Raw genomic sequence first — 23,737 nt, 5'->3', positions numbered from 1 at the left:
GTGCGTGAAGCGGCTCTTGCGCGGGTCTATGTCGGCTCAGGCCAGCGGCGCCATGACCTTCACCGTGAAGGTGGTGCCCACGCCCGGCTTGCTCTGCACGTCCACTGTGCCGTGGTGCAGGTCGATGCATTCCTTGACGATGTGCAAGCCGATGCCGGTGCCGGAGATGTTGCCGACATTGGTGCCACGGTGAAAGCTGCCAAAGAGGCGTGGCAGGTCGGCCTCGGGAATGCCGATGCCGCGGTCGCTGATGCGCAGCAGGATGTGCTCGCCCACGCCGCTGGCGGCAAACTCCACCTGTGTGTCGGGGTCGGAGTATTTCAGCGCATTGCCCAGCAGGTTGACCACGATGTGGCGCAGCAGCGTCTGGTCGGCCATGCGCGGGGTGTCCAGCCCGTCGCAGGTCATCGAGATGCGGGCGGCCTGCGGGTTGCCGTGTTCCAGCTCGGCCATCACGCGCACCAGCCAGTCCGGCATCAACAGGGGCGCGGCTTCAAAGCTGAAAGTGCCCAGCTCCAGGCGGCTGGTCAGCAGCACCTGGTCGACCATGCCGTTCATGCGGGCCACGGCGGTCTTGATCTGGTCCAGCAGCTCGCGGCGCTCTTCGGCCGGAAAGCTCGCGCCGTAGGCATCGAGCAGCTCAACCGACGACAAAATGGCCGCCAGCGGCGTGCGGAACTCGTGCGAGGTGACCGCCACAAAGCGCGACTTCAGCTCCGACAGCTCGCGCTCGTGAGCCAGCGCCTTGCGCATGTCGTCTTCGGTTCGCCGCTTGTCTGTGACGTCGGTCAGGAAGTTCAGCGTGGCGGGCGTGCCTTCCCACTCGAACACCACCGCGCTGATCTCCAGCCAGCGGGTGTCGCAGTTGTCGTGCTGCACCCGGAACTGGTAGTGGTTCTCGACCACCTCGCCGCGTAGGCGCCGCAGGTGGTTCCCCATCACCCACTCCCGGTCGTCGGGGTGGATGAAGTCGATGAAGGGCCGCGAGCGGGCGGTTTCCTCGTCGAGCGATGTGAGCGCCAGCGCCCGCGGGTTGGCATACAGGATGCGGCCTGCAGCGGTGACCAGAATGCCCTCGCTGACGTTCTCGACCACCGCGCGGTACTTGGCCTCGGAGTCGGTCCGGCGGCCAATCTCCACCCGCAACTGCTTGGAGGTGTCGAGCTGCCAGGTGACATTGGTGGCCAGATGGATGATGCGCATCAGCTGGCCGGAGGCGCTGAAGATCGGCAGCGCGCGCTGGCTAAGTCGCGCCACTTCGCCCGTCGGGCGGTGGACCCGGTACTCCATCAGCTGTTTGCGTGGGCTGGTCTGCAGGCGGCGCACCTCGCTGCGGTCGGCTGGATCGACCTGCTCCAGCCAGGTCCACGGCCGTTCGCCGAGCGAGTCGGCCGAGACGCCCCAGAAGGCCTCGAACACCGGGTTGGTGTAGGTGATGCGACCGGAGTGCGGGTCCCACGACCAGAGCATCGCGTCGATGTTGGCCGCAATCTGCTTGAGCACGGCCTCGCCGGGCAGCGCCAGCGTTTGCGGGGGTGGCGTCATGGTGTCAGAAGGGGTCGCAGCCATCGCGAGAGCATAACTGCGGCGCAGGGGCCGGAATCATCCGGCCCGCCGGCAGCGGATGCGAGGATCGGGTCGCCTGATGTCTTTTATGCATAACTATCGGCCCAGCATGGCTTGAAAACCTAGGGAAAACCCTTAATCTTGAGTCATCGCCACTTTTCACCCCTTGCCGGGTGAGCTTTTCATGTTCCATTTGATTGCCCGTCTCGCCGCCTTCATCCCTTCGAATTTCAAGCGCCTGCCCGTGGCAGCGCCCCTGCAGGGCGTGGCCCAGCAGCTGATGGAGCGCGCCGAGGCCCGCGCCGGCCGCAACCCGCGCCAGGCCCGGGAACTGCGCCGCGCTGCCTACGCCTACCTCAGCGTCATTCGCTGACGCCATCGGCAGCCACCGCAGCCAGCGCAGGCTGCGCGGCAGCCATCTCCAGGGTCAGCGCCGTCAGGCTGCTGGTGCAGCGGTCGTCGGCGCTGGCCAGCTGATCGCCCAGCTGCGCCCACAGGCCAGCCGCCAGTGAGACTTCCATCTCCGCCGCGTGCCGCGCCAGCGAGCGCATGCCCAGCGTGCCCGCCGTGCCCTTGAGCTGGTGCGCCAGCCGGCCGGCGGCATCGGCGTCCTGCACCTGTGCGGCCGCCCGCAATTCATCAAGCAGCTTGCTGGTTTTGGGTCCGAAACTGCCGATCAGCTGGGCCATCAGCTTGCCGCTTGGGTCCAGCGATATCAGGCTGTGCACCTGCTTGAGGTCCAGCAGGTCATGGCCGCCAGTCGGTGCGGCGGCGGGCGCGGAGGGCTCCGGCGTGGGCTCGTCCAGAGGCGCAGCAGCCGCGCGGCCTGCCGTGCCGGCGATGCGTTGGCCGAAATACACCAGCTTCTCGCGCAGGGCTTCGGCCGTGACCGGCTTGACGATGTAGTCGTCCATGCCGGCTTCGAGCGCCGCGTCGATGTCTTCACGGATCGCGTGCGCGCTCATGCCGACGATCCGCGGAATGCCGCCAAAGGGGCGGTTCTTCACCAGAATGCGGGTGGCTTCCATGCCGTCGAGTTCGGGCATCTGGATGTCCATCAGCACCAGGTCGTAGGGCTGCCGGCGCACCGCATCCACGGCTTCCAGCCCGTTGGCGGCGACGTCAGCGCGGTAGCCAAAGCCCTTGAGCATCTGGATCGCCACCTTGCGGTTGATCTCGTTGTCTTCGGCCAGCAGGATGCGCTGCGGGTAACGCTGCGCCAGGGTGGCATCAAACTGCCGGCCCTTGAGCACCGGCGCAGCGGCAGCCGTGCCGCGTTCGGCCAGCGCCTCGATGAAACCCTGGGCCAGCACCGACACGCGGGCCGGCTTGATCACCACCGCGTCGAACAGGCCGGCGTCTTCGCTGGCCGGCATACCGGCGCCGGAAAGCAGCAGCATCGGCAGGCGTGCCCCTGCTGCGCCGGGCGCTTCACCCGACGTTTTGCCGGGCGGCATTGCGCGTACCGCCCGCGCCAGCGCCAGCCCGTCCATGCCAGGCATGGTGAGGTCGGTGACCAGCAGATCGCAGGGCGTTCCGGATGTGAGTTGCGCAAGCGCTTCGGCGCCCGAACCCACGGCAATGATCGCCATGTCCCAGCGGCGGGCCAGCTGGCACAGCCACTGCAGGCAGGCCGGGTTGTCGTCCACCACCATCACGCGTTTCTTGGCGAGCTGGTTCAGCGCCAGCGGGGGCGGGGCGTTCATGGCCATGGCCGGTGCGGTCGGCAGCGTGAAATAAAAGCGCGTGCCCTGGCCCTCTTCGCTTTCCACCCACATGCTGCCCTTCATCGCTTCCACCAGGCGCTGGGAGATGACCAGCCCCAGCCCGGTACCGCCGTATTTGCGCGAGGTGCTGGAGTCGGCCTGCGAAAACGCCTGGAACAGACGTGGCAGCTTGTCGGCCGGGATACCAATACCGGTGTCGCGCACGCAGAACTCCAGCTGCAGCGGTGGGCATTGGCCCGCTGTGTCGGCGGGCACCTGGCGCACACTCACCTGCACCGTGCCCCGGTCGGTGAACTTCACCGCGTTGGAAATCAGGTTGACCAGCACCTGGCGCAGGCGGGCGTAGTCGCCTTCAATCCACGGCGGAATGTCGGCGGCCACCTCGCACAGCACGTCGAGGTTTTTCTCCTGTGCCTTGAGCGCCAGCAGCTCCACGCTGCTCTCCACGGTGTCCTGCAGGTCAAAGGGCAGCTGCTCCAGCTCCATGTGGCCGGACTCGATCTTCGAGTAGTCGAGGATGTCGTTGATGACCACCAGCAGGCCTTCGCCGCTCTGCCGGATCACCTCGACAAACTCGCGCTGGCGTTCGTTGAGCGGGGTGTCCATCAGCAGCGTGGTCATGCCGATCACGCCGTTCATCGGGGTGCGAATCTCGTGGCTCATGGCCGCGAGGAAGGACGACTTGGCCTGCATGGCTTGCTCTGCCGCATCCTTGGCGGCCTGCAGCGAGCGCTCGTATTCCTTCTGCCGGGTGATTTCGCGGTTGGTGCCCACCAGCCGCATGGCGCGCCCCTGGCTGTTGCGCTGGGTCACCCGACCGTCGCTGTGGACCCAGATCAGTTGTCCGTCATGGCGCCTGACGCGGTGCTCCACCGAGTAATCGGCCGCGTTGCCCTTGAGCACGCTGGTCAGCGAGGCCAGCAGTGCCGCCTGATCCTGCTCGGGCACCTGCGCCGCGAGCCCTGCGAAGGTGGTCACCGTGGCCTGCGGGGGGCCGCCGAGCAGGGTCGACCAGGCTTCTGACAGGTAGACCTGACCGCGCTCCACGTCGAAGTCCCACAGCGCCAGCCCGGTGGCATCGAGTGCGCGGGTCAGGCGTTCCTCGCTGGTGCGCAGGGCTTGCTCGGACCGCTTCCGCTCGGAGATGTCGGTGTAGGTGGTGACAAAGCCGCCGCCAGGCATGGGCGCGCCCTGGATCTCCAGCGTCAGGCCGTTTGGGCGGGTGCGCTCGAAGCGGTGGACAGAGGGCTCACTGGCACGCGCCACGATGTCGCGCACCTTGGCGTCCAGGTCGCCGTCACCGTATTCGCCCTGCTCGGCATTGAACCGGATAAAGCGCTCAAACGCCGCACGGGGGCTGGCAAACAGCTCCCTCGGAAAGCCCAGCATGGTCTGAAAGTTCCGGTTGTGGGCCACCAGCTCCAGCTTGGCGTCAAACACGCTGACGGCGCAGGGCAGGCTTTCCAGCATCGCCGCCAGCAGGTCGTTGGAGCGGCGCAGCTCGTCTTCGAGCGCGCGTTTGGTGGTGACATCCTGCAGCGCACCGACCAGACGCACCGGCGCGCCGCCCACCGTCTTGATGACGTGGCCCACCGAGCGGACCCAGATGCGCCGCCCGGCGGCAGTGACCATGGGCAGCTCCAGGTCCCAGGGCTTGCCCGACTGGGCGCTTTCCCTCGCGGTGCGCTCGATGGTCGCGCAGGCTTCGGCATCGAAGTACTGCAGGTGTTCGTCCACCGTGGGCTGGTGGCCGGCTGGCAGATCGTAGATGCGGCAGGTCTGGTCGGTCCAGTGCAGGGTGCGGGCTTCGAGGTCCAGCTCCCAGCCGCCGACACCGGCAATGCGCTCGGCGCGGTCCAGAAAGGAATTGCTGGCGCGCAGCCGGTCTTCGGCCTCCCGGCGCTGCGTGACGTCGTACACGGCGCCGACATAGCCCGATTTTTTGCCTGAGAAGTCGGTGTGTGAGCGCGCCTTGGCCCGCACATACAGCACCTCGCCCGATTGCTGGCGGATGCGGAACTCCATGTCGAACTCTTCGCCGCTGGCCGCGCTCTGCTGCCAGCGCGCAAAGACTTCCGCGCGGTCGTCCGGGTGCAGCGCGTCGGCCCAGCCGTGACCCAGACTGTCTTCATAGCTCAGCCCGTACAGCTCCTGCCAGCGGGGGTTGGTGTAGGTGCAGCGGCCTTCCAGGTCGGTGTGAAAAATCCCGAACGGGCAGGCGTCTGACAGCGCCTGGAACTTCGGGTCAGAGCCGACGATGGCGACTTCGCGCGCGCGTTCGCGCATTTCCAGTGCCTGCACTGCGGACGTGGCCAGCTCCTTGAGCACGCTGCGCTGCGTGTCGGTCAGGTGGTGCGGGGTGGTGTCGAGCACGCACAGCGTGCCGACGCGCTCGCCGCTGGACATCACCAGCGGCGTGCCGGCATAAAAGCGGAAACCCGGCGCGTCGGTGACCAGCGGATTCGCGGCAAAGCGCGCATCGTCGGTGGCGTCGGGCACTTCAATCAGATCGTCGCCCAGCACGGTGTGTGCGCAAAAGGAAATGTTGCGCGGCACCTCCGCCACATCAACGCCGACGCGGGCCTTGAACCACTGCCGGTCCTGCTCGATCAGGGTGAGCAGACCGATGGGCGTGCCGCACACCGATGAGGCGGCGCGGGCCAGCGCATCGAAAATCGGTTCGGGCTCGGTATCGAGCACCATCAGGGCCTTCAGGCGCGCAAGGCGCCTCGATTCATCAGTCGGGAGCGGGGACGGGGCCGTGTTCATGAGGTGCTAGCGAAGCCGGGCAGGGTGGCCCATAGTCATCATAAGACGGCATACCAGTCTTGGGGCGGGTTGCCGCCTCGCAGGCGCTGAAAAACCGCAGGGCTGCCGCAGTGGCTTCTAGAGCTTGACGCCGGCGCCCTTGACGGCGGGCGACAGTGCGGCCACCTGGTCCTTGACAAAGCTGGTGAAGGCCGCCGGGCTGGCCGGGTTGGAGGTGATGCCCAGGTCCAGCATGCGCTTGCGCACGTCGGCGCTGGCCAGAATCTCGTTGCAGGCGGCATTGAGGCGCGTCACCACGTCGGCTGGCAGGTTGGCCGGGCCGCTGAGGCCGAAGAAGTTGTCGAGCACCAGCTTGCGGTAGCCGAACTCGACCACGCTGGGCACGTCGGGCACCAGTGGCGAGCGGCTGGCCGAGGTCACTGCCAGCGGCACCAACTGCCCGCTCTTGAAGTAGGGCACAAAGGCGGTCAGCACGTCGATGCCGACCGGAATCACGCCGGAGATCAGGTCGGTCGTCATCGGCGCGCCGCCCCGGTAGGGAATGTGGACCAGGTTCACGCCCATGGCCTTCTTCATCAGCTCGCCATAGATGTGGCCGATGGAAGCCGGCCCGCCCGAGCCGAAATCGAGCCGGCCGGTCTTGCGCGCCTGTGCTTCGAGGTCCGGCATGGTCTTGATCGGTGCGGCAGGGTTGGCCATCACCACACACGGCGCGCTGCCGATCAGTGCCACATGGGTGAAACCCGATACCGGGTCGTAGGGTTGCTTTTCCAGTGCGAAGGGGCCAATCGACACCGGCGTGGAGTTGCTGAGCATCAGCGTGTAGCCGTCGGCGGGGGCCTGGTGCACCACCAGCCCGCCGACGCTGCCACCCGCGCCGGGCCGGTTGTCCACCACCACCGACTGGCCCAGCTTGCGCGCCAGTTGCTCGGCCATCACGCGGGCCACGATGTCGCTGGCGCCACCGGCCGGAAAGGTCACGACGATGCGGATCGGCTTGTCTGGCCACGCAGCCCATGCGGGCAGTGCAACTGCCGCTGCGCCGGCGGCGATGCTTTTGAGGACGGCGCGGCGTGGCAGGAAGGTGGAGCGGTGGGGCATGGCGGAGTCCTCCAGTTGTGTGCAAAACTGTATGCAATAAGCGTGCCCCGACGGCCTGCCCATCCGATGCCCAGCCCTCTGCCCATGGGCGGCTGGCGACTTGCGGCTCAGGGGCTGTCTGGCGAAAACGCCCGGTCCGCCGCACGCACCACCGCGCCACGCAGCCAGGCGTGTGCGCCCAGCGGCTCCGAGCGGCGGTGCCACACCGCATCCACATGCACCGGCGACACATCAAAGGGCAGCGGCCTGAGCACCAGCTGGTTGCTGATGCCGGTGACCCGCACAAAGTGGCGCGGCAGCACCGTCAGCAGGTTGGAGTTGGCCACCACCCGGCCGGCGGTGAAGAACTGGTTGACCGTCAGCACCACGCGGCGCTTGCGGCCCAGCGAGGCGAGTGATTCGTCGATGAAGCCATAGGGCCGGCCCGAGAAGCTCACCAGCATGTGGCGCGCCGCGCAGAAGCGGTTCAGCGTCAGCGGGCCGCTGGCCAGGGGGTGGCCCTTGCGCATCACGCAGACATATTCGCCGTCGTACAGCCGCTGGTGCAGGAACGAAGTCGGCTCGCCGCTTTGCGCGCGGGCGGTGATATCGGCCAGCACCGACGGGAAGTAACCCACGGCCAGGTCGCAGCTTTCGTCGTCCAGCAGTTTGCGCGGGTCGCGGGTGGTAAGGGGCACCACGCGCAGCGAGACGTTGGGCGCTTCCTGCTCCAGCGTCTCCGTCAGGCCCGGAATCAGCTCGGCCGCCGTGGCGTCGGCCATCGCCAGCACAAAAGTCGAGTTGGCTTCGGCCGCGACAAACGCGTGCGGCACCAGCGAGCTTTCAAGCTGCTGCAGCGCTTCACGCACGGCCGGCCAGAGGGTCAGCGCACGCGGCGTGGGTGCCACGCCCTGACCGCTGCGTTGCACCAGCTCGTCGCCCAGCGTGTCGCGCAGGCGGCGCAGTGCATTGCTCACGGCCGGCTGGGTCAGCGACAGGTTGCGCGCCGCCCGCGTCAGGCTGCGCTCGGCCATGACCTCGTCAAACACGCGGAGCAGGTTGAGGTCCAGTGTGCGGAAATTGGGGGCGGACATGGCAAAAACGCGGGTGGGGCAGTCGTTGAGGCGGCGATTCGTGGAGAAGTCGTCAATTAATCACTATTGTGAATGACTGACATCATAAAGATAAAGTTGAACAACATCAGTACTAACCCTAATATTCACACATCCGCTGCAAACAACCTTGGCGGATGTCATTCAACAGGAGCCCACCATGACCAGTTTTGTCCATGTCGAACATTCGAACCAGCACCCCGGCGTTGTCCGCGTGGAGTCGGCGATTGACGCCGCAAAGCAGATCAGTCACGGCTTCTATGGTGTGCGCGGCGTTGCCACGCTGCTGCTGTCGGCATTTGCCGCCGCCATCATGGTGGTCGCCTATCAGGTGATGGACAGCGTGGCCGAAGGCCATTTGCTGGTGATGTGGATCGCGCTGTGGATGGTTGCTTTTGCCGCACTGGCCCTGTGCGCCGGTACCGCGCGTCAAGTGGCTCAGCGGCTCAAAAGCAGCCTTGACGCATGGTCGCGCAGCATTGCCGAAGCCCGCGCCGATCAGCGCCTGTGGGCTGCGGCCCGCAACGATGCGCGTGTGATGGCTGAACTGCAAGCGGCCGTGACCCGTGCTGATGTGACCGACCGCCCCGAACTGGCCGTGCTGCGCGAAGATGCGATGGCGAAGATTTATCGTCGCGGTTACTACATCTGAGCCTTCGCGTCTGCCATAACGAGAAAGCGAAAAAGCCACCTTCGGGTGGCTTTTTTATTGGCATCACCCAACCACTGTTCAGGCACTGGCCAGCGCACGGGCAGCGCGCGCGGGCGCGCACCGGTGCCACAGCGCACGCGCCACCGCCGCGTCGCTCAGGCCAATGCCCACCGACTTGAACACCAGAATGCCATCGCCCCGCTGCCGCCACGGGGTGCCCGCGCGGTACAGCGCTGGCAGGTCGGTGATGCGTTCCGCCTGCAGTGCCCCCGAGGCCATGCCCAGCACCACCTCGCCTGCCTCGAGCAGGCTCTGCGGCAGCCATTCCACCAGCACGCGGTCGGCGCGTTGCAGCGTGGCGTCGTCCAGCTCACGGCCGGTGGGCAGGCTGGTGCCCATTGCGATCACGGTGGCGCTGCCGGCAAGGTCTGCGCCATCGAACACCGGTGTTTTGGAGCGCGTTGTGGTCACCACCAGATCTGCGCCGTCCACCGCTTCCTTGGCGTGGGTCTGGCGCACCGGGCACTGCCATGCGGCCGTGGCTTGCGTGCACCAGGCCGACACATCGGCGGTGTCCACCACACGGATTTCGCGAAAGCCGATGTGCGACTGCAAGGCCTCGGCATGCGCGCGGCCCTGCTGGCCGGCGCCAAACAGCGCCAGCACGCCGCCCGGCGCCACGGTGCGTGCGGCGACCAGACAGGCCAGCGCCGGTGTGCGCAGCCGCGTGAGCTCGTCACCGTTGAGCGTGAACAGCACCTGGTTGGTGGCGGTGTCCCACGCCGTGGTGCTGAAACTGAACTGCCCGTTCACCGTGAGGTAGGACTTGATGGCCGCAAAGCGCGCCTGCGGCCAGACCGCGCCCATGGTGCTCAGCTTGACGCTGCCGCAGTCGATGCGCTGGCGTGCCAATACCTCGGCTTGGCCGATGGCGAGGTCGGCAAAGGCGGCATCCAGCGCCACCACCGCATTGGCCGTGGTGAGCAGGCCTTGCACATCGGTATCGTGCAGCATGACTGCGCTGCCTGCAGGCGGTGAGAGGAGTGAGAGGTTCATGCGGCGCAGTGTAGGGGCGGGACTGTGCATCCGGGCATGACAAGATCAGCACGGCCAATGACCTTTTGTTATCGTGCAGCCCAAAAAAAAGACCACCGGTTGGTGGTCTTTTTTGTCGAGCGAAGGGGTGGTCAGGCAGCGAGTCGGCGCTCGATGGCCGCCTTGGTCTCGCCCATCTCTTTCGGCAGGTGGTGCGCCAGCTGCTGGAACAGCTCGGCGTGCAGTTCCAGCTCTTTCAGCCAGGCGGCCTTGTCGATGCTGGTCACGGTGGCGAACTGCTCGGCGGTGAAGTCGAGGCCGGTCCAGTTCAGGTCTTCATAGGCTGGGCTCACGCCGGTGATGTGCTCGGTGCCTTTGCCAGTGCCTTCGATGCGGTCGATCATCCACTTCAGCACGCGCATGTTCTCGCCGTAGCCGGGCCAGACGAACTTGCCATCTTCGCCCTTGCGGAACCAGTTGGTGGTGTAGATTTTCGGCAGCTTGGCGCCGGATGCTTTCAGCTTCTGGCCCATGTCCAGCCAGTGCTGGAAGTAGTCGGCCATGTTGTAGCCGGCAAAAGGCAGCATAGCGAACGGGTCGCGGCGCACCACGCCGGCCTGGCCGGTGGCGGCGGCGGTGGTTTCCGAGCCCATGGTCGCGGCCATGTAGACGCCTTCGACCCAGTCGCGGGCTTCGGTCACCAGCGGCACGGTGGTGGAGCGGCGGCCGCCGAAGATGAAGGCGTCAATCGCCACACCTTTAGGGTCGTCCCAGGCGCTGTCGAGGGCCGGGTTGTTGATGGCGGCCACGGTGAAGCGGGCGTTCGGGTGGGCGGCCTTGGCGCCGGTTTCCTTGGCGATCTGCGGGGTCCAGTCCTTGCCTTGCCAGTCGATCAGGTGCAATGGCACGGGGCCGTCTTTTTCCATGCCTTCCCACCACACGTCGCCATCGTCGGTCAGCGCGACGTTGGTGAAGATCACGTTCTTGTCGAGACTGGCCATGCAGTTCGGGTTGGTGTGGAAGTTGGTGCCGGGGGCCACGCCGAAGTAGCCTGCCTCGGGGTTGATGGCGTACAGCTTGCCGTCGGCAGAGGGCTTGATCCAGGCGATGTCGTCGCCAATGGTGGTGACTTTCCAGCCTTCAAAACCGGCCGGTGGCACCAGCATCGAGAAGTTGGTCTTGCCGCAGGCGCTCGGGAAGGCCGCTGCCACGTGGTACTTCTTGCCCTGTGGGTTGGTCACGCCCAGGATCAGCATGTGCTCGGCGAGCCAGCCTTCGTCCCGTCCCATGTTGGAGGCGATGCGCAGCGCAAAGCACTTCTTGCCCAGCAGCGCATTGCCGCCGTAGCCGGAGCCATACGACCAGATCTCGCGCGTCTCGGGGTAGTGCACGATGTACTTGGTCTTGTTGCAGGGCCACTTCACGTCTTTCTGGCCGGCTTCGAGCGGTGCGCCGACGGTGTGCACGCAGGGCACGAAGTCGCCTTCCACGCCCAGCACGTCAAATACGGCCTTGCCCATGCGGGTCATGATCTTCATGTTGACGGCCACATAGGGGCTGTCAGACAGTTCGATGCCGATGTGCGCAATCGGCGAGCCCAGCGGGCCCATGCTGAACGGCACTACATACATGGTGCGGCCCTTCATGCAGCCGTCAAACAGCGGCTGCAGCGTGGCGCGCATTTCGGCCGGGTCCATCCAGTTGTTGGTGGGGCCGGCATCTTCCTTCTTGGCCGAGCAGATATAGGTGCGGTCTTCCACGCGGGCCACGTCGCTCGGGTCGCTGTGGGCGAGGAAGCTGTTGGGGCGCTTGGCCGGGTTCAGTTTTTTGAAGGTCCCAGCGTCAACGAGCTGCTGGCACAGGCGGTCATATTCGGCGTCGCTGCCGTCGCACCAGTAGACCTGCTCGGGCTTGCACAGCGCCACCATGTCGGCGACCCAGGCGATCAGCTTGGCGTTCTTCACGTAGCTGGGTGTGGCCTGGTTGAGACCCTGCATCACGGGATGGTTCATCGAAATACTCCAAAGTTGAAAAGCGTCATTTCGACAGAGATCTCGGTGGCTCGCATGAAGCCCCGAAGGGGCCAACGGCGTCGAGACATCTGTCGGAATAAAGCAGCTGCTAAATTCGGTGCAGACATGGCGTTTGCACCCACAACAGGTCCCGGTCGGCGAGCGGGGCCGCGAGCGGGATGCTGCTGCGGCGCGAGCACCTGAAAAAGCGGTTTTTGACGTGCTTTTCAGGCCCCACGGGTCGGCCAGAGAAGGCATTTTAAGAACAATGCCTAAAGTTGCATCAGTGTGACAGGTGAAAGATATGCATAACAAGCATGACTTTATGCATAGGCCATGTTCAGGTTCGGAGTGTCGTGACACAGGGGGTTTCAATGGATGCGAAAGAGGGTGTGCTGGCGCACCAAGGGCTGTGGCGAAGTCGCAGGGGCGGCATCCTGCTGCTCGCCATCTCGTTCGGTGTTGGCCTTGCGTTGACGGCAGGCGGGGTGCGGGCGCAGTCCCCAGCGGGCGACATTCCGCAGGGCAAACCCACGCTGGTCGCCGCGGCGGCCAATCTGCAGCCGGCGCTGGCTGAGCTGGTGCCGCTGTTTGAACGCCAGCAGGCCGGGCGCATTGCGCTCAGCCTGGGCGCCTCGTCCAACCTCGTGCGGCAAATCCAGCAGGGGCTGCCGGCGGAGCTGTTTCTGTCGGCCGACGAAGACTTTGCCATCCGCCTGCACGACGCCGGCCTGACAACCGACCGCGGCGTGGTCTATGCCACCGGGCGCATCGTGCTGGTGGTGCCCAAGGTCTCAAGCCTTGCGCTCGACGCCAGCCTGCAAGGTCTCAAGGCCGCCGCACCCGGCCTGGGCAAATTCGCCATCGCCAACCCGGAACTGGCCCCCTACGGCAGGGCGGCCCGGCAGGCCCTGGAGAAGCAGGGTATCTGGCCGGCGCTTCAGCCTAAGCTGGTGATCGGCGAAAACATCGCGCAGACCACACAGTACGTGAGCACAGGCTCTGCACAGGCGGGCATCACGGCTCTGTCCCTGGTGCTGGCGCCGGCGGTGGCCGGGCAGTTGCGCCATGTGGTGATCAGCGACGACCTGCACGCGCCGATTCGCCAGCGCATGGTGCTGATGAAAACCGCCAGCCCCGGCGCGCGGGCGTTCTACGACTTTCTGCAGTCGCCAGCGGCGCGTGCCGTGCTGCTGCGCCACGGCTATCAATGAGGCTCTGGGCTGCATCCGCGTAGCTGCGTTCATGCTGTCCCATCGGTCCTCACCCGGCACAATACAAACCCATGGATTGGCAAGCCGCCCGCGTCTCCCTGCTTCTGGCCGTCATCACGGCTGTGGTGCTGTTGCCGCTGGGCGTCTGGCTGGCCCGCTGGCTGGCCACCACCACGTGGCGATGGCGCCCTGTGGTGGAGGCGCTCATGCTGCTGCCGCTGCTGCTGCCGCCCACAGTGATTGGTTTTTACCTGCTGGCCGCATTCGGCCAGGGGTCAGCGCTGGGTGCCTGGCTGGCGGGCAGCCTGAACCTGAAGCTGGTGTTCAGCTTTGAAGGCCTGCTGCTGGCCAGTGTGCTGGTGAATCTGCCTTTCATGGTGCAGCCGCTGCAGCGTTCCTTTGCTGCCATTCCGCACAGCCTGCGCGAGGCCGCGTGGGTTTGCGGCTTGAGCCACTGGCGTGCCTTCTGGACCATCGAGCTGCCGCTGGCCTGGCCCGGCCTGCTGGCCGGCGTGGCGCTCACCATGGCGCACACGCTGGGTGAGTTTGGCGTGGTGCTGATGGTCGGCGGCAGCATTCCCGGCGAGACGCGCACGCTCTCGATTGCCATCTACGACCGGGTGCAGGCCTTTGACATGTCCGCCGCCCACGTGATGGCGCTGGTGCTGGTGCTGTGTTCGCTGCTGGCACTGGCGCTGGTGTTTGCGTCCAACCGCGCGCGGCCTTTGCAGGAACGCTGAGCGTCGCACCCGCACGCCCGCACTCGCACGTTCACACCCGCCCATGCTTGACGTCCAGCTTCTCAACCACAGCCCGGTGCGTTTGGACGCCAGCTTCACCTGCGCGCCGGGCGAATTGCTGGCGCTGGTCGGCCCCTCGGGCAGCGGCAAGACCAGCGTGCTGCGGGCGATTGCCGGGCTGCTGGACAGCCCCGGTTTGACGGGGCATGTGCTTGCCGGCGACGGCGAGCGCGGCGTCTGGATGGATAGCGCGCGCGGCATTCGTCTGTCCCCGCAGCAGCGCCGCGTCGGGTTGGTGTTCCAGCACTACGCGTTGTTCCCGCACCTCAGTGCGTTGCAGAACGTGGCGCTGGCCACGCACCCGGTCAAGGCGCCAGCGTATTTTGAGGACCTGTTCCAGCGCATGGGGCTCGCAGGACTGGAGCAGCGCAAGCCGTCGCAGCTCTCTGGTGGGCAGCAGCAGCGCGTCGCGCTGGCCCGGGCGCTGGCGCGCGAGCCGCAGGTGCTGTTGCTCGATGAGCCGTTCTCGGCGGTTGATGCGCCGACCCGCCAGGCCCTGTACCGCGAGCTGGCCCTGCTGCGCCAGAGTCTGGCCATCCCGATGGTGCTGGTCACCCACGACCTGCACGAGGCACGGCGACTGGCCGACCGGGTGGTGATTCTCGATGCCGGCGAGTCCCTGCAGATCGGCACGCCGGCCAAAGTGTTCGCCAGCCCCCGTAATGCCCGGGTAGCCGAGCTGGTGGGTATCCAGAACCTGTTCAGCGGCCGGTTTTTTCGAGATAGCGACGAGGGCCCCACGGCCTGGGGGCGCCTCGCCTGGTCCAATGCCGTGTCGCTGCGGGTAGTGGACAAAGGCCGCCTGAGCGATGGTGCCGAGGTGTCATGGGTGCTGGCCGCCGAATTGCTGGACGTGGGTGCCGCGACCGCCGGGCCGCAAGGCGACAACACGCTGGCATGCACGCTGACCGAGGTGCTGCCACTCGGTGAGATCAGCGTTTGCACGCTGGTGCCCGATGTAATAGAGGACCAGCGCCTCACGCTCAACCTGTCGACGGCGCTGCTGCGTCAACTGGGTGCCGTACGGGGCAGCCGGCTGACGCTGCAGGTGCCGCCAGAGGCGGTGCACATCATGCCGGTGCTGGGTCATCGGCGCAGCTGAACGCTGCCATGCCCGACGAAGTCGCCCGACGCAGACTTACTGCTTGGAGAAAGCCGCCACACCGCCTGCGGTATTGGCTTGCCCCGACCCCAGAAGTTGGGTGTTGCGAACGGTGATGGCGCCCACATAGCCTTCCAGGGACCCGCCGACGAATCTGCCGTTGATGGAGCCGGTGGTGGTCGTGCTGGTGGCGCAGCCTGCTGTGCAGGAAGTACCCGCAAGACTGCTCGGGCCGCCGCCCATGGCCCAGGTGGTGTTGGCGGGGATGGAGTAGGTCGTCGAAGCGGTCTGCGCCGCGTTGGTGCCGAAGCTCAGGGTCATGGCCGATGCGGTCTTGATCTGCTGGTTGGTAAAGTCCATCAGCAGGTTGCTGCCCGTGAGTGTTCCGACGCGACCGAAGTTGTCGGTCGGCGCGGTACCGCCGACGTAGTTGTACTGCGCGGTGCCCGAGCCGGGCAGCGAGATGAGCGGCGTGTCGCCCCAAGCGTGGTGCTGGCCCGACAGATTGGTTGAACCTGTGGATGGCGCGTCATACAGCCAGTAGACTCCCGCCGCCGCGTTGGAGCCCACCGACCGGCCCACCGACTGCAGCGCGCTGGCCAGCCCGGCCGCGTTGTAGAACGTAATGCCCTGGACTTCCTTCACCTCGGCCTGCAGCTCCGACAGCGTGTAGTTTCTGGCGTTCGCTTCGATGCTGGTGCCTGTGGCGTTCTGCACTTCCACCACCGTGATGCCCCTGCCGCTTTGCGCCACCACCGCCGGTTGCGAGGTGGCCGCGAACTCGGTTACCGGGGTGATCAGCTCCGTGCTCGGCGCGGCCTGCTCGGTTGGTTGGGGCGAGGTCGAGGTGCCCGTGCCCGAGCTGCTGGAGGTGCCTTCGGCGCTGGCCGTGGTGTCGCCTGAGCCGCTGGCGGGGGCGGCGGCGCGTGCGCGGGGTGGCACGCTGCGGTCATTCAGTGTGGCGGGCGGTGCCAGCAGGCGGATCGGCGGCGCGTCGGCGGACGGCACATGGAAATAGTCCTGCTGTCCGAACTCTCGCTCGCCCACGTCGTTGCGCACGCTGATGCGCCCGTCGGTGACGCCGCCGAAGGTGCCGTTGAGCTCCCGCGAGCCGTCGGCGCGCACGCAGTCGTTGTTGCAGGAGACCACCGTGAAGTGGGTGCCGCGGATGCCGATGGTCGCCGTGGCCGTGCGCACCCCGTAGTTTTTCGGGCTGGCCTTGCCGATCAGGCCGGTGATGGTGCGCATGCCGCCCTTGAGCAGACCCATCAGCGAGCGGTCACTCTCGGCGTTGCCGGCGAACCGGTAGTCCTCGATGCGGAACTGGCTGTTGGCGCGCAGCGCAACGATGGACTCGTCGCTGAAGCGCACCTGCAGCGCGCTGCGGTCACCGACGGCCAGCACATCGCCACTCTCTACGGTGGTGCCGGGCTGCAGCGCCACCTGTCGGCCTGCGCGCTCCAGTGTGGCGGCCCCGGCCACCACGAGCACCTTGCCGGCCGGCTGGGTTTGCGCCGTGGCCATTGCTGCCGAAAGCAGGGCAGCCGCGCTGACGGCGAGGCGGATGACGGATGGCGAGCGTGTCATGGTGAGCTCCTCGAATGGGTGCCTGGGTTCCGTGGGGTGGACCTACTTGAAGTCATAGCGCAGCTTCGCGACCAGTACGTCGCGGGTGTAGCTGTAAAAGCCGATGGTGGAGCGCTGGTGGACATGCTGGTATTCCGCCTTGATCAGCCAGTTGCGGCTGATCGCATAGCCGATGGAGAGGTCGAGCGCCAGGTAGTCGTCGCGCCGGGTGCTCAGGCCTGCGGCGAACTCGCGGCCGTAGCGGCTGTGCTGGTAACTCAGGCCCACGCCAGTCGTCCAGCGCGGCAGGGGCTCCAGCGTCACTGAGCCGCGCACCCCCCACAGGTCGCGGGACAGGTCGGGCCGGTTCTTCTGGTTGGTTTCGCGTCCGACATTGACCGCACCCGCCCAGACCGGGTTCCAGCGGTGCGCCATGGTGTGCGTCCAGTTGGCCGTGAGGTTGGTCAGTTCGCTGTTGCGGATGTCCGCGCCCGAGGACACTCGCTGCGTTCTCTGCCGGTTGAGGTAGGTGTCGATGTTCTTGTAGCCCAGCTCCGACCACTGCAGCGACAGCCCGTAGCGATTGAACTGGTCCTTCTGGTGTTGCCACTCGCCAACCAGCGTGGTGAGGTCCAGATAGGCCTGGTTGCCGACCGACACATGGGTGAAGTCCAGCCCCAGCCGATACAGGTTGCGGCCCTCAATCACCGAGACACCACCTTGCAGGCCGTAGAGGGTCTGGTCGAACACGCTGTTGTCGCCCGCAGCATGGAAGCGGCCAGACGCCATGCCGCCGCCGTACAGTGCGACCCCGGGCGCCACGGGCAGCACGCCCTGCAGGCCCGCCGTGGCGGTGCTGAAGAAATCGGACTGCTTCTCGGACGACTGGCCTGGCGCGATCACGAACCCGGCGGGCAAGCCGTCCACCTGGCCGCTGCGCACGCCGCTGTTGATGTTGGTGTCGTAGCCGGCGCCCAGTTCGAGAAAAGCCGATGCCGTGGGCCGGTATCGCGATTCCCGCGCCCGGATGGCGTCGAGAAACTGGTTGATGTTGTTCAGCTCGTTGCCGGTGGCGTCGGTCGCCAGGCTGGAGAATTCCTCACGGGCACGCTGGTCTTCGCCGACGATGAAGTAGCCGCGTGCGAGCTGAAAGCGCGCTGAACGGTTCTCCGGGAACTGCAGCAGGTAACGCTCCAGCGCCAGCACGCCTTCGCCGGGCACGCCTGCATTCAGGGCGGCAATGCCGAAGTAGAAGTCAAAAAGTGGCTCGCCCAGCGCATCGGGTGCCGCCTTGCCGGCGTCGTAAGCTTCCTTGTCTTTGCCCTGTTCCAGCAGGGCCTTGACATCGTCCGCCGGTGCGGCCACCGCCAGCTGGCTGCCGAGCAGGGCCAGCAGCCCGGTCACGCTGACTCCCAGCGCCCGTCTCAGGGGATGCCGCAGGCGGGCTGTGGGGAGGTTCATGGGGGCGAGATCCGGTCAGTGACGTAACCAAAGGTTATCACCGGGATCGGCTCAGCGGGGGAATTTCAGACGCTGCGCCGCCGGACGGGGCGCATGCGTTGCAGAACGGCTGCATTCCGGGGGAACCCCGGAGACGTGGTGCTGGCAGGGCGCCAGCGCGGGCTCAGGCCAGGAAAACGGCGATAAAGGCCAGCAGGAACATCAATACACCGCCGACGATCGGCAGCACAATCGGCATCATCGGCACGATCGCATCCACGGGCTCTTCCGTGGCGGGAGCAGCGGAACTGTGGTTGGCGTGGGCGCTGTGATCGGCTGGGCTGGACATGGTGATTCCTGATGAACTTGAAAGACTTTGCCTATTTTACCTTTTTGACATGCCGGGCAGCCCGCCACGGGCGGTGAGCCCGGTTAAGCTGGTGCGACCTGCCTGAAGAGTCCATCCTATGAATCCTGTTGTTGCCTTGAGACGCCCCTTCCGTTCGTCCCGCCCGGTGGTGGTCGCCATGGCCCTTGCCGGCAGTCTGCTGGTTATCGGGTGTGCCTCCACTGGCCCGAACAGCGCCAATGCCCGGCCGGTGCTGTACCCGAACGCCACCTTCAACCGCCTTGGCGAGGCGCAGGCCCAGGCTGAAGTCAACGCCTGCATGTCGCGTGCTGTGGCTGCTGGCCTCTCGCCGACCCAGAGCAACAACGAAGTCGGCCGCAGGGCTGGTGAGGGCGCGGCCACCGCTGGGGTGGCATCGGCGATTGGCGCCCTGATCACCGGGCGCGGCGGAGAAGGCGTGTTGCGGGCGGGCGCTGCCGGTGCGGCGGTGGGCGGCTCGGCTGGCGCGGTGTCCGGGGCTTTCCACAACGACCGGCCGAACCCGGTCTATCGCAACTTCGTGCAGCGCTGCGTCGCCGAAAAAGGACTGGAGCTGATCGGCTGGAACTGAGGCCAGACCGGGGCTGCAGTTGAAACCGCTTCAGTGCTGCTCGCTGGCCTCGTAACCGGCGTCGTTCAGCACCGCCAGCACCTCCTCGATGTGCTCGCGGCCACGGGTCTGGATCACCAGCTCGATCTCGACGTTCTGAACCGACAGTAGCGTGAACGCGCGCTGGTGATGCACCTCGTCAATGTTGGCGCCCGCGTCGGCCACCATGGCCGTGATGCGCGCCAGTGACCCCGGCACGTCGCGCACGCTGACCTTGATGCGTGCCAGCCGGCCGGCACGCACCATGCCGCGCTCGATGATGGAGGCCAGCAGCAGTGGCTCGATGTTGCCGCCGCACAGCACCAGCCCCACCTTTTTGCCCGCAAAGCGCGCCGGAAACTTCAGCAGCGCGGCCAGGCCCGCGGCGCCAGCGCCTTCCACCAGTGTTTTCTCGATCTCCAGCAGCATGACCATGGCCTGCTCGATGTCGCCCTCGTCCACCAGCAGCAGGTCGTCTACCCGCTCGGCAATGATGGCGCGCGGAATCACCCCCGGCGTGCCGACCGCAATGCCGTCGGCAATGGTGGAATGGCCTTGCGGGTGCGCCGTACCCTTGATGGCGTTGACCATGCCCGGAAAGCGTGAGGTCTGCACGCCCACCACCTCGATGCCGGGCTTGAGCGCTTTTGCCGCCGTCGCAATACCGGCAATCAGCCCGCCGCCGCCGACCGCAATCACCAGCGTGTCGAGGTCTGGCACGGCCTGCAGCATCTCCACGCCCACGGTGCCCTGGCCCGCCACGATGGCCTCGTCGTCGTAAGGGTGCACAAACACCAGGCCCTCGCGTTCGGCCAGCATCAGCGCGTGGCTACGGGCCTCGTCCAGCGTGTCGCCATGCAGCACCACCTCTGCCCCAAAGCCGCGGGTGCGCTCGATCTTCACGCCGGGTGTGAAGCGCGGCATCACGATCACCGCGCGCAAGCCCAGCCGCTGTGCGTGGTAGGCCACGCCCTGCGCATGGTTGCCGGCGCTCATCGCGATCACGCCGCGCTTGCGCTCCTCAGCCGAGAGCTGCGCCAGCTTGTTGCAGGCGCCGCGCTCTTTGAAAGACGCGGTGTACTGCAGGTTCTCGAACTTCAGGTAGATCTGCGCGCCTGTCAGCTGCGACAGGGTTTTCGATTCCACGCAGGGCGTGTCGAGCAAATGGCCCTGCAGGCGCTGGGCGGCTTGTTGTACGTCGGTGAGGCTGATCATCTGGTTTCTCCACTGCGGTCTGGCGAGGTCATCGTGGCAAAGGCATTCCCGGGCCTCGCCTGCCGACCCTTTTATTCTGAGGGGCATTTGACGCCACTTTGTGGCGCAATTCAAACGATGCGGCTCCAGTAGCGTCTTCCATGATGCTTCAAGCTGCGTTATGGTGGAGCCAGACTGATGCGGGAACCTGAAGGCAACTCCATGGTCTGATCCGTGTGGCCAAGGCCATGTGGTGTGTTCTTTGGCGTTCCGCGTTTTCACCGTTCGCACAGAGGGAGGTTTGTCGATGAGCAAGCGTTCCGTGGTTGAGCATTCGCAGCAGTGGCTGTTGTCCCCCGGGCTGAAAGAAGCCCCGGTGCTGGACCTGATGTGCTCCCACTTTGTGTTGACGCTGGCCGCGCGGCAGGGCGCCAAGTTCAATGTGCGGCGCGACCTCAACAGCCTGCTCTCGCTCGCAGGCCGGCATCTGGTCTGGCCCCTGCCCGCCATCGCACGCCTGCGTGAATTTCTGGGGCGCCGCTGCAAGGACAACGAGTTCTGGCGCGGCCACGAAGTACTGAGTGACGCCGAGTTCATGACCCGCCATGGTGCCTGGCGCGGCCCGTACGAAGAGGGCACGCTGTTCTTCTACCTCGACGAATACGCGAAAGACCAGCCGAAGGATTTGCTCTCGGTGTTGGCCGCCACGGGCGACTGGCTGACCCATGCGCTGAAGAAACAATCCACCCTGGTCGAGAAGAACATCGACGCGCTGGCCAACCTGCTGCAGCTCAACCGTGCCGAGCGCGCGCTGCTGCTGTATGGAACCCTTGCGCGCTACCAGCGCGACTTGCGCTCGCTGCTGGTGGAGTTCAAGGTCAATAACGCGCCGGAGGCCTATGCGGCGATTGCCGACGTCGCTGGCGTGAAGGCGCCCGAGGTGGCCGAGGCCCTGCGCGCCGGTTCGCGGCTGGAGCGCATTGGCATGGTCGAAAACCTGATCTCCGAGCACAACATCACCGACCTGGCCGACCTGATGAAGGTCAGCGAGAAGCTGCCGCCGGTGCTGATGCGCGAATACCGCGACCAGAACGAGCTGATGGCCGTGTTCACCCGGCCCGCAGCGCGCAGCCTGCTGGGACTTTCGGACTTCGCCTTCGCGCAGGACGACACACAGGTGCTGGTCACGCTGCTGAAGAACGCCGTGGCCACCCACGAGCAGGGCGTCAATGTGCTGCTGTACGGCCCGCCCGGCACCGGCAAGACCGAACTGGCCAAGGTGGTGGCGCAGGCCGCAGGGCTGGATCTCTTCGAGGTCGAGTACGCCGACCGCGACGGCAACTCGCTGAGCGGCCGCGACCGCTACCGCTCGCTGCAGATCGCCCAGGTTTTCCTCAAGGGCAGCACCCATGCGGCCCTGCTGTTCGACGAAGTGGAAGACGTGTTTCCGCCGATCTCCAGCGAAGCCGCACAGCTGATGGCACGCTCCGAGCAGCTGGCGGTACCGGCCAGCGGCTCGGTGAGCGGCAAAGCCTGGGTGAACCAGATTCTGGAATCCAATGCGGTGCCGACCTTGTGGGTGACCAACCGCATCGAGCAGATCGACCCGGCCTTTCGCCGCCGCTTTGCCTACCACCTGGAGCTGCGCTCGCCGCCCCCCGGCGCGCGCGAGGGCCTGGTGCGCAAGACGCTGGAGGGCGTGGATGTGAGCGACGCGTTCGTCGCGCGGCTCACTTCGCGCAAGGGGCTAACGCCCGCGCAGATCCGCACTGCGGTGCGCTTTGCCAGCCTGGCCAGCGAAGCGCCCACGCTGACAGGCCCGGTGCCGCAGGCGCGCCAGATGGAGGCGCTGATCGAGCGGCAGTTGCGCAATGCCGACGTGGCACTCGGCAACCGCACCGAAAGCCCGGGCCGACCGAGTGTGACTACTTACGACCTGGCCATGCTCAACGTGGAGTCGCGCTTTGCGGTGCCGCGCATCGTCGAGGCGTTGAAGAGCCGGGGCCACGGCAGCCTGTGTTTTTACGGACCACCCGGCACCGGCAAGACGGCGCTGGCAGAGCACATTGCCCAGGCACTCGACCAGCCGCTGATGATCCGTCAGGCCAGCGACCTGATGAGCAAGTACGTGGGCGAGACCGAGCAGAACATGGCCGCGATGTTCCGCGATGCCGAGGCCGAAAAAGCAGTGCTGCTGCTCGACGAGGCCGACAGCTTTTTGCAGGACCGGCGCGGCGCCCAGCGCACCTACGAGGTGACCGAGGTCAACGAGATGCTGCAGGGCATGGAGCGTTTTGCTGGCATCTTCGTCTGCACCACCAACCTGCTCGATAGCTTGGATCAAGCGGCGCTGCGGCGCTTCACCTTCAAGATCCGCTTCATGCCGCTCACGGCGCAGCAACGCGAAACCATGTTTGTCACCGAAGCGCTGGCTGGCGACCGTGCGCTGCTCAGCCAGGACCTGTGCGATCGCCTGGGCAAACTGGTGCACCTGTGCCCGGGGGACTTTGCGGCGGTCAAGCGGCAGGTGGAAATTCTGGCCAGCGAGTTGTCAGCCGACGAGTTCCTGTCGCAGCTGGAGGCCGAGCACCGCATCAAGCCCGATGTGCGCGAAGGCCGCGATGGCCGCGCGATGGGCTTTTTGCAATAAGCGGATTCAGACGCAGGCCAGGTTGGCCGCGTTCTTTTTCTGCACTTCCTCGCTCACGCGAAGTTGCGCCTGGCGCACGATCTGCCCGCCCTCCATCCACAGCAGCTGACCCGGCTGCATGGGCTGCCAGTTCTCGTTCAGTGTGAGCGGTTGGGTCGCGACCACGCAGAGCCGGTCTTCAGGGGCATTGGTCTGCGCAAAATCGATGCTGAGGTCGGCATCGACCAGCTTGGCATTGGAAAACGGCCATTCGCGCACCAGGTAATACAGCCGGGTGGAGCAATGCGCGAACAGCGCCTGCCCGTTGGAGAGCAGGTAATTGAACACGCCGAACTCACCGGTGCTCTCGCTCATGCTGCAAAGCGTGTCGAACACGGTGTTCAGCGAACAGGGCTCGCGCGGACTGATCTGCTTGAGCCGCTCCAGCAGCGCGCAGAAGGCACGCTCGCTGTCGGTGGTGCCGACCGGTTGGTAGTGGCCTTCGAGGGCCGGCTGGTAGTCGATCAGGTCGCCGTTATGGGCAAACAGCCACTGCCGGCCCCACAGCTCGCGGGTGAAGGGGTGGCAATTCTCCAGCCGTAGCGCATCGCCCTGCGTGGCCTTGCGGATGTGCGACACCACATTGCGGGACTTGATGGCGTAGCTCTTGAGCAGCTCGGCCACCGGCGAAGTGGCTGCCGGGTGGTTGTCGAGGAAGATGCGGCAGGCCTTGTCTTCAAAAAAGCCGATGCCAAAGCCGTCGCCGTGGTGGTCGGTGAGGCCGCCCCGGGCCGCAAAGCCGGTGAATGAAAACCGCAGGTCGGCAGGTGCTGCCGCGTTCATCCCGAGGAGCTGACACATG

Annotated in this window: 18 protein-coding genes; 7 read left to right on the top strand and 11 right to left on the bottom strand. The window is 66.1% G+C overall.

Annotation, left to right across the window (positions count from 1 at the left end):
- Positions 1 to 36: 36 nt before the first annotated feature.
- Entirely contained in the window at positions 37 to 1,545 is a 1,509-nt protein-coding gene (locus AAG793_RS13225; RefSeq protein ID WP_341908841.1) for an ATP-binding protein, read from the bottom strand.
- A 205-nt stretch (positions 1,546 to 1,750) separates the two neighbouring features.
- Between AAG793_RS13225 and AAG793_RS13220 the strand changes: the two genes are divergently transcribed.
- Positions 1,751 to 1,939 (top strand): hypothetical protein, encoded by a 189-nt coding sequence (locus AAG793_RS13220; RefSeq protein ID WP_341908839.1) that lies wholly within the window; start codon positions 1,751 to 1,753, stop codon positions 1,937 to 1,939.
- Here the strand turns inward: AAG793_RS13220 and AAG793_RS13215 are convergent.
- The 3 genes from AAG793_RS13215 to AAG793_RS13205 form a co-directional block, all read right to left on the bottom strand.
- A complete protein-coding gene (locus AAG793_RS13215) occupies positions 1,929 to 6,062 on the bottom strand; it encodes a PAS domain-containing protein (protein ID WP_341908837.1) in 4,134 nt (1,377 codons plus the stop codon). The two genes, AAG793_RS13220 and AAG793_RS13215, sit on opposite strands and share 11 nt — an antisense overlap.
- Before the next feature lie 117 nt (positions 6,063 to 6,179).
- On the bottom strand, positions 6,180 to 7,163 hold the full coding sequence (locus tag AAG793_RS13210) for a tripartite tricarboxylate transporter substrate binding protein (RefSeq protein WP_341908835.1): 984 nt from the start codon (positions 7,161 to 7,163) through the stop codon (positions 6,180 to 6,182).
- 107 nt (positions 7,164 to 7,270) lie between these two features.
- Complete coding sequence (locus AAG793_RS13205) at positions 7,271 to 8,236, bottom strand: LysR family transcriptional regulator (protein WP_341908832.1); 966 nt, start codon at positions 8,234 to 8,236, stop codon at positions 7,271 to 7,273.
- Positions 8,237 to 8,414: 178 nt separating this feature from the next.
- On the opposite strand from AAG793_RS13205, the gene AAG793_RS13200 reads away from it, so the two are divergent.
- Positions 8,415 to 8,906 carry a hypothetical protein gene (locus AAG793_RS13200; RefSeq protein ID WP_341908831.1) on the top strand — a complete coding sequence of 164 codons (492 nt, stop codon included), beginning with the start codon at positions 8,415 to 8,417 and terminating at the stop codon, positions 8,904 to 8,906.
- 78 nt (positions 8,907 to 8,984) lie between these two features.
- Here the strand turns inward: AAG793_RS13200 and AAG793_RS13195 are convergent, their stop codons facing one another.
- Complete coding sequence (locus tag AAG793_RS13195) at positions 8,985 to 9,962, bottom strand: ornithine cyclodeaminase family protein (RefSeq protein ID WP_341908829.1); 978 nt, start codon at positions 9,960 to 9,962, stop codon at positions 8,985 to 8,987.
- Positions 9,963 to 10,093: 131 nt separating this feature from the next.
- The gene (locus AAG793_RS13190) at positions 10,094 to 11,953 is read right to left on the bottom strand and encodes a phosphoenolpyruvate carboxykinase (GTP) (RefSeq protein WP_341908827.1); all 1,860 of its coding nucleotides are present in this window, start codon (positions 11,951 to 11,953) and stop codon (positions 10,094 to 10,096) included.
- Between the two features lie 374 nt (positions 11,954 to 12,327).
- Between AAG793_RS13190 and modA the strand changes: the two genes are divergently transcribed.
- From modA to AAG793_RS13175, 3 genes are all read left to right on the top strand, one after another.
- Entirely contained in the window at positions 12,328 to 13,167 is an 840-nt protein-coding gene (gene modA, locus AAG793_RS13185; RefSeq protein WP_341908825.1) for a molybdate ABC transporter substrate-binding protein, read from the top strand.
- A gap of 71 nt (positions 13,168 to 13,238) precedes the next feature.
- Positions 13,239 to 13,907 (top strand): molybdate ABC transporter permease subunit, encoded by a 669-nt coding sequence (modB, locus tag AAG793_RS13180; RefSeq protein WP_341908823.1) that lies wholly within the window; start codon positions 13,239 to 13,241, stop codon positions 13,905 to 13,907.
- Between the two features lie 43 nt (positions 13,908 to 13,950).
- Positions 13,951 to 15,069, top strand: a complete 1,119-nt coding sequence (locus AAG793_RS13175) for an ABC transporter ATP-binding protein (RefSeq protein WP_341908821.1) — start codon at positions 13,951 to 13,953, stop codon at positions 15,067 to 15,069.
- A gap of 36 nt (positions 15,070 to 15,105) precedes the next feature.
- On the opposite strand, the gene AAG793_RS13170 is transcribed toward AAG793_RS13175, so the two are convergent.
- The 3 genes from AAG793_RS13170 to AAG793_RS13160 form a co-directional block, all read right to left on the bottom strand.
- Complete coding sequence (locus AAG793_RS13170) at positions 15,106 to 16,656, bottom strand: FecR family protein (RefSeq protein ID WP_341908819.1); 1,551 nt, start codon at positions 16,654 to 16,656, stop codon at positions 15,106 to 15,108.
- A gap of 42 nt (positions 16,657 to 16,698) precedes the next feature.
- The gene (locus AAG793_RS13165; RefSeq protein WP_341908817.1) at positions 16,699 to 18,096 is read right to left on the bottom strand and encodes a hypothetical protein; all 1,398 of its coding nucleotides are present in this window, start codon (positions 18,094 to 18,096) and stop codon (positions 16,699 to 16,701) included.
- A 163-nt stretch (positions 18,097 to 18,259) separates the two neighbouring features.
- Entirely contained in the window at positions 18,260 to 18,424 is a 165-nt protein-coding gene (locus tag AAG793_RS13160) for a hypothetical protein (protein ID WP_341908815.1), read from the bottom strand.
- 118 nt (positions 18,425 to 18,542) lie between these two features.
- Between AAG793_RS13160 and AAG793_RS13155 the strand changes: the two genes are divergently transcribed.
- The gene (locus AAG793_RS13155; protein ID WP_341908813.1) at positions 18,543 to 19,034 is read left to right on the top strand and encodes a glycine zipper family protein; all 492 of its coding nucleotides are present in this window, start codon (positions 18,543 to 18,545) and stop codon (positions 19,032 to 19,034) included.
- A 30-nt stretch (positions 19,035 to 19,064) separates the two neighbouring features.
- Here the strand turns inward: AAG793_RS13155 and AAG793_RS13150 are convergent, their stop codons facing one another.
- Positions 19,065 to 20,267 (bottom strand): threonine ammonia-lyase, encoded by a 1,203-nt coding sequence (locus AAG793_RS13150; protein ID WP_341908811.1) that lies wholly within the window; start codon positions 20,265 to 20,267, stop codon positions 19,065 to 19,067.
- Positions 20,268 to 20,553: 286 nt separating this feature from the next.
- On the opposite strand from AAG793_RS13150, the gene AAG793_RS13145 reads away from it, so the two are divergent.
- Positions 20,554 to 22,896: an AAA family ATPase gene (locus AAG793_RS13145; RefSeq protein ID WP_341908809.1), complete on the top strand. Its 2,343-nt coding sequence runs from the start codon at positions 20,554 to 20,556 to the stop codon at positions 22,894 to 22,896.
- Between the two features lie 6 nt (positions 22,897 to 22,902).
- Here AAG793_RS13145 and AAG793_RS13140 read toward each other — a convergent pair whose 3' ends face one another.
- Positions 22,903 to 23,736: a class II glutamine amidotransferase gene (locus AAG793_RS13140; RefSeq protein ID WP_341908807.1), complete on the bottom strand. Its 834-nt coding sequence runs from the start codon at positions 23,734 to 23,736 to the stop codon at positions 22,903 to 22,905.
- Position 23,737: the final 1 nt, after the last annotated feature.

Origin of the sequence: Polaromonas sp. YR568, from assembly GCF_943372955.1 — a bacterium.
Lineage (GTDB): Bacteria > Pseudomonadota > Gammaproteobacteria > Burkholderiales > Burkholderiaceae_C > Polaromonas.
The sequence above is the reverse complement of the archived record's forward strand: the minus strand, read 5'-3'. Positions and strand labels throughout refer to the sequence as shown.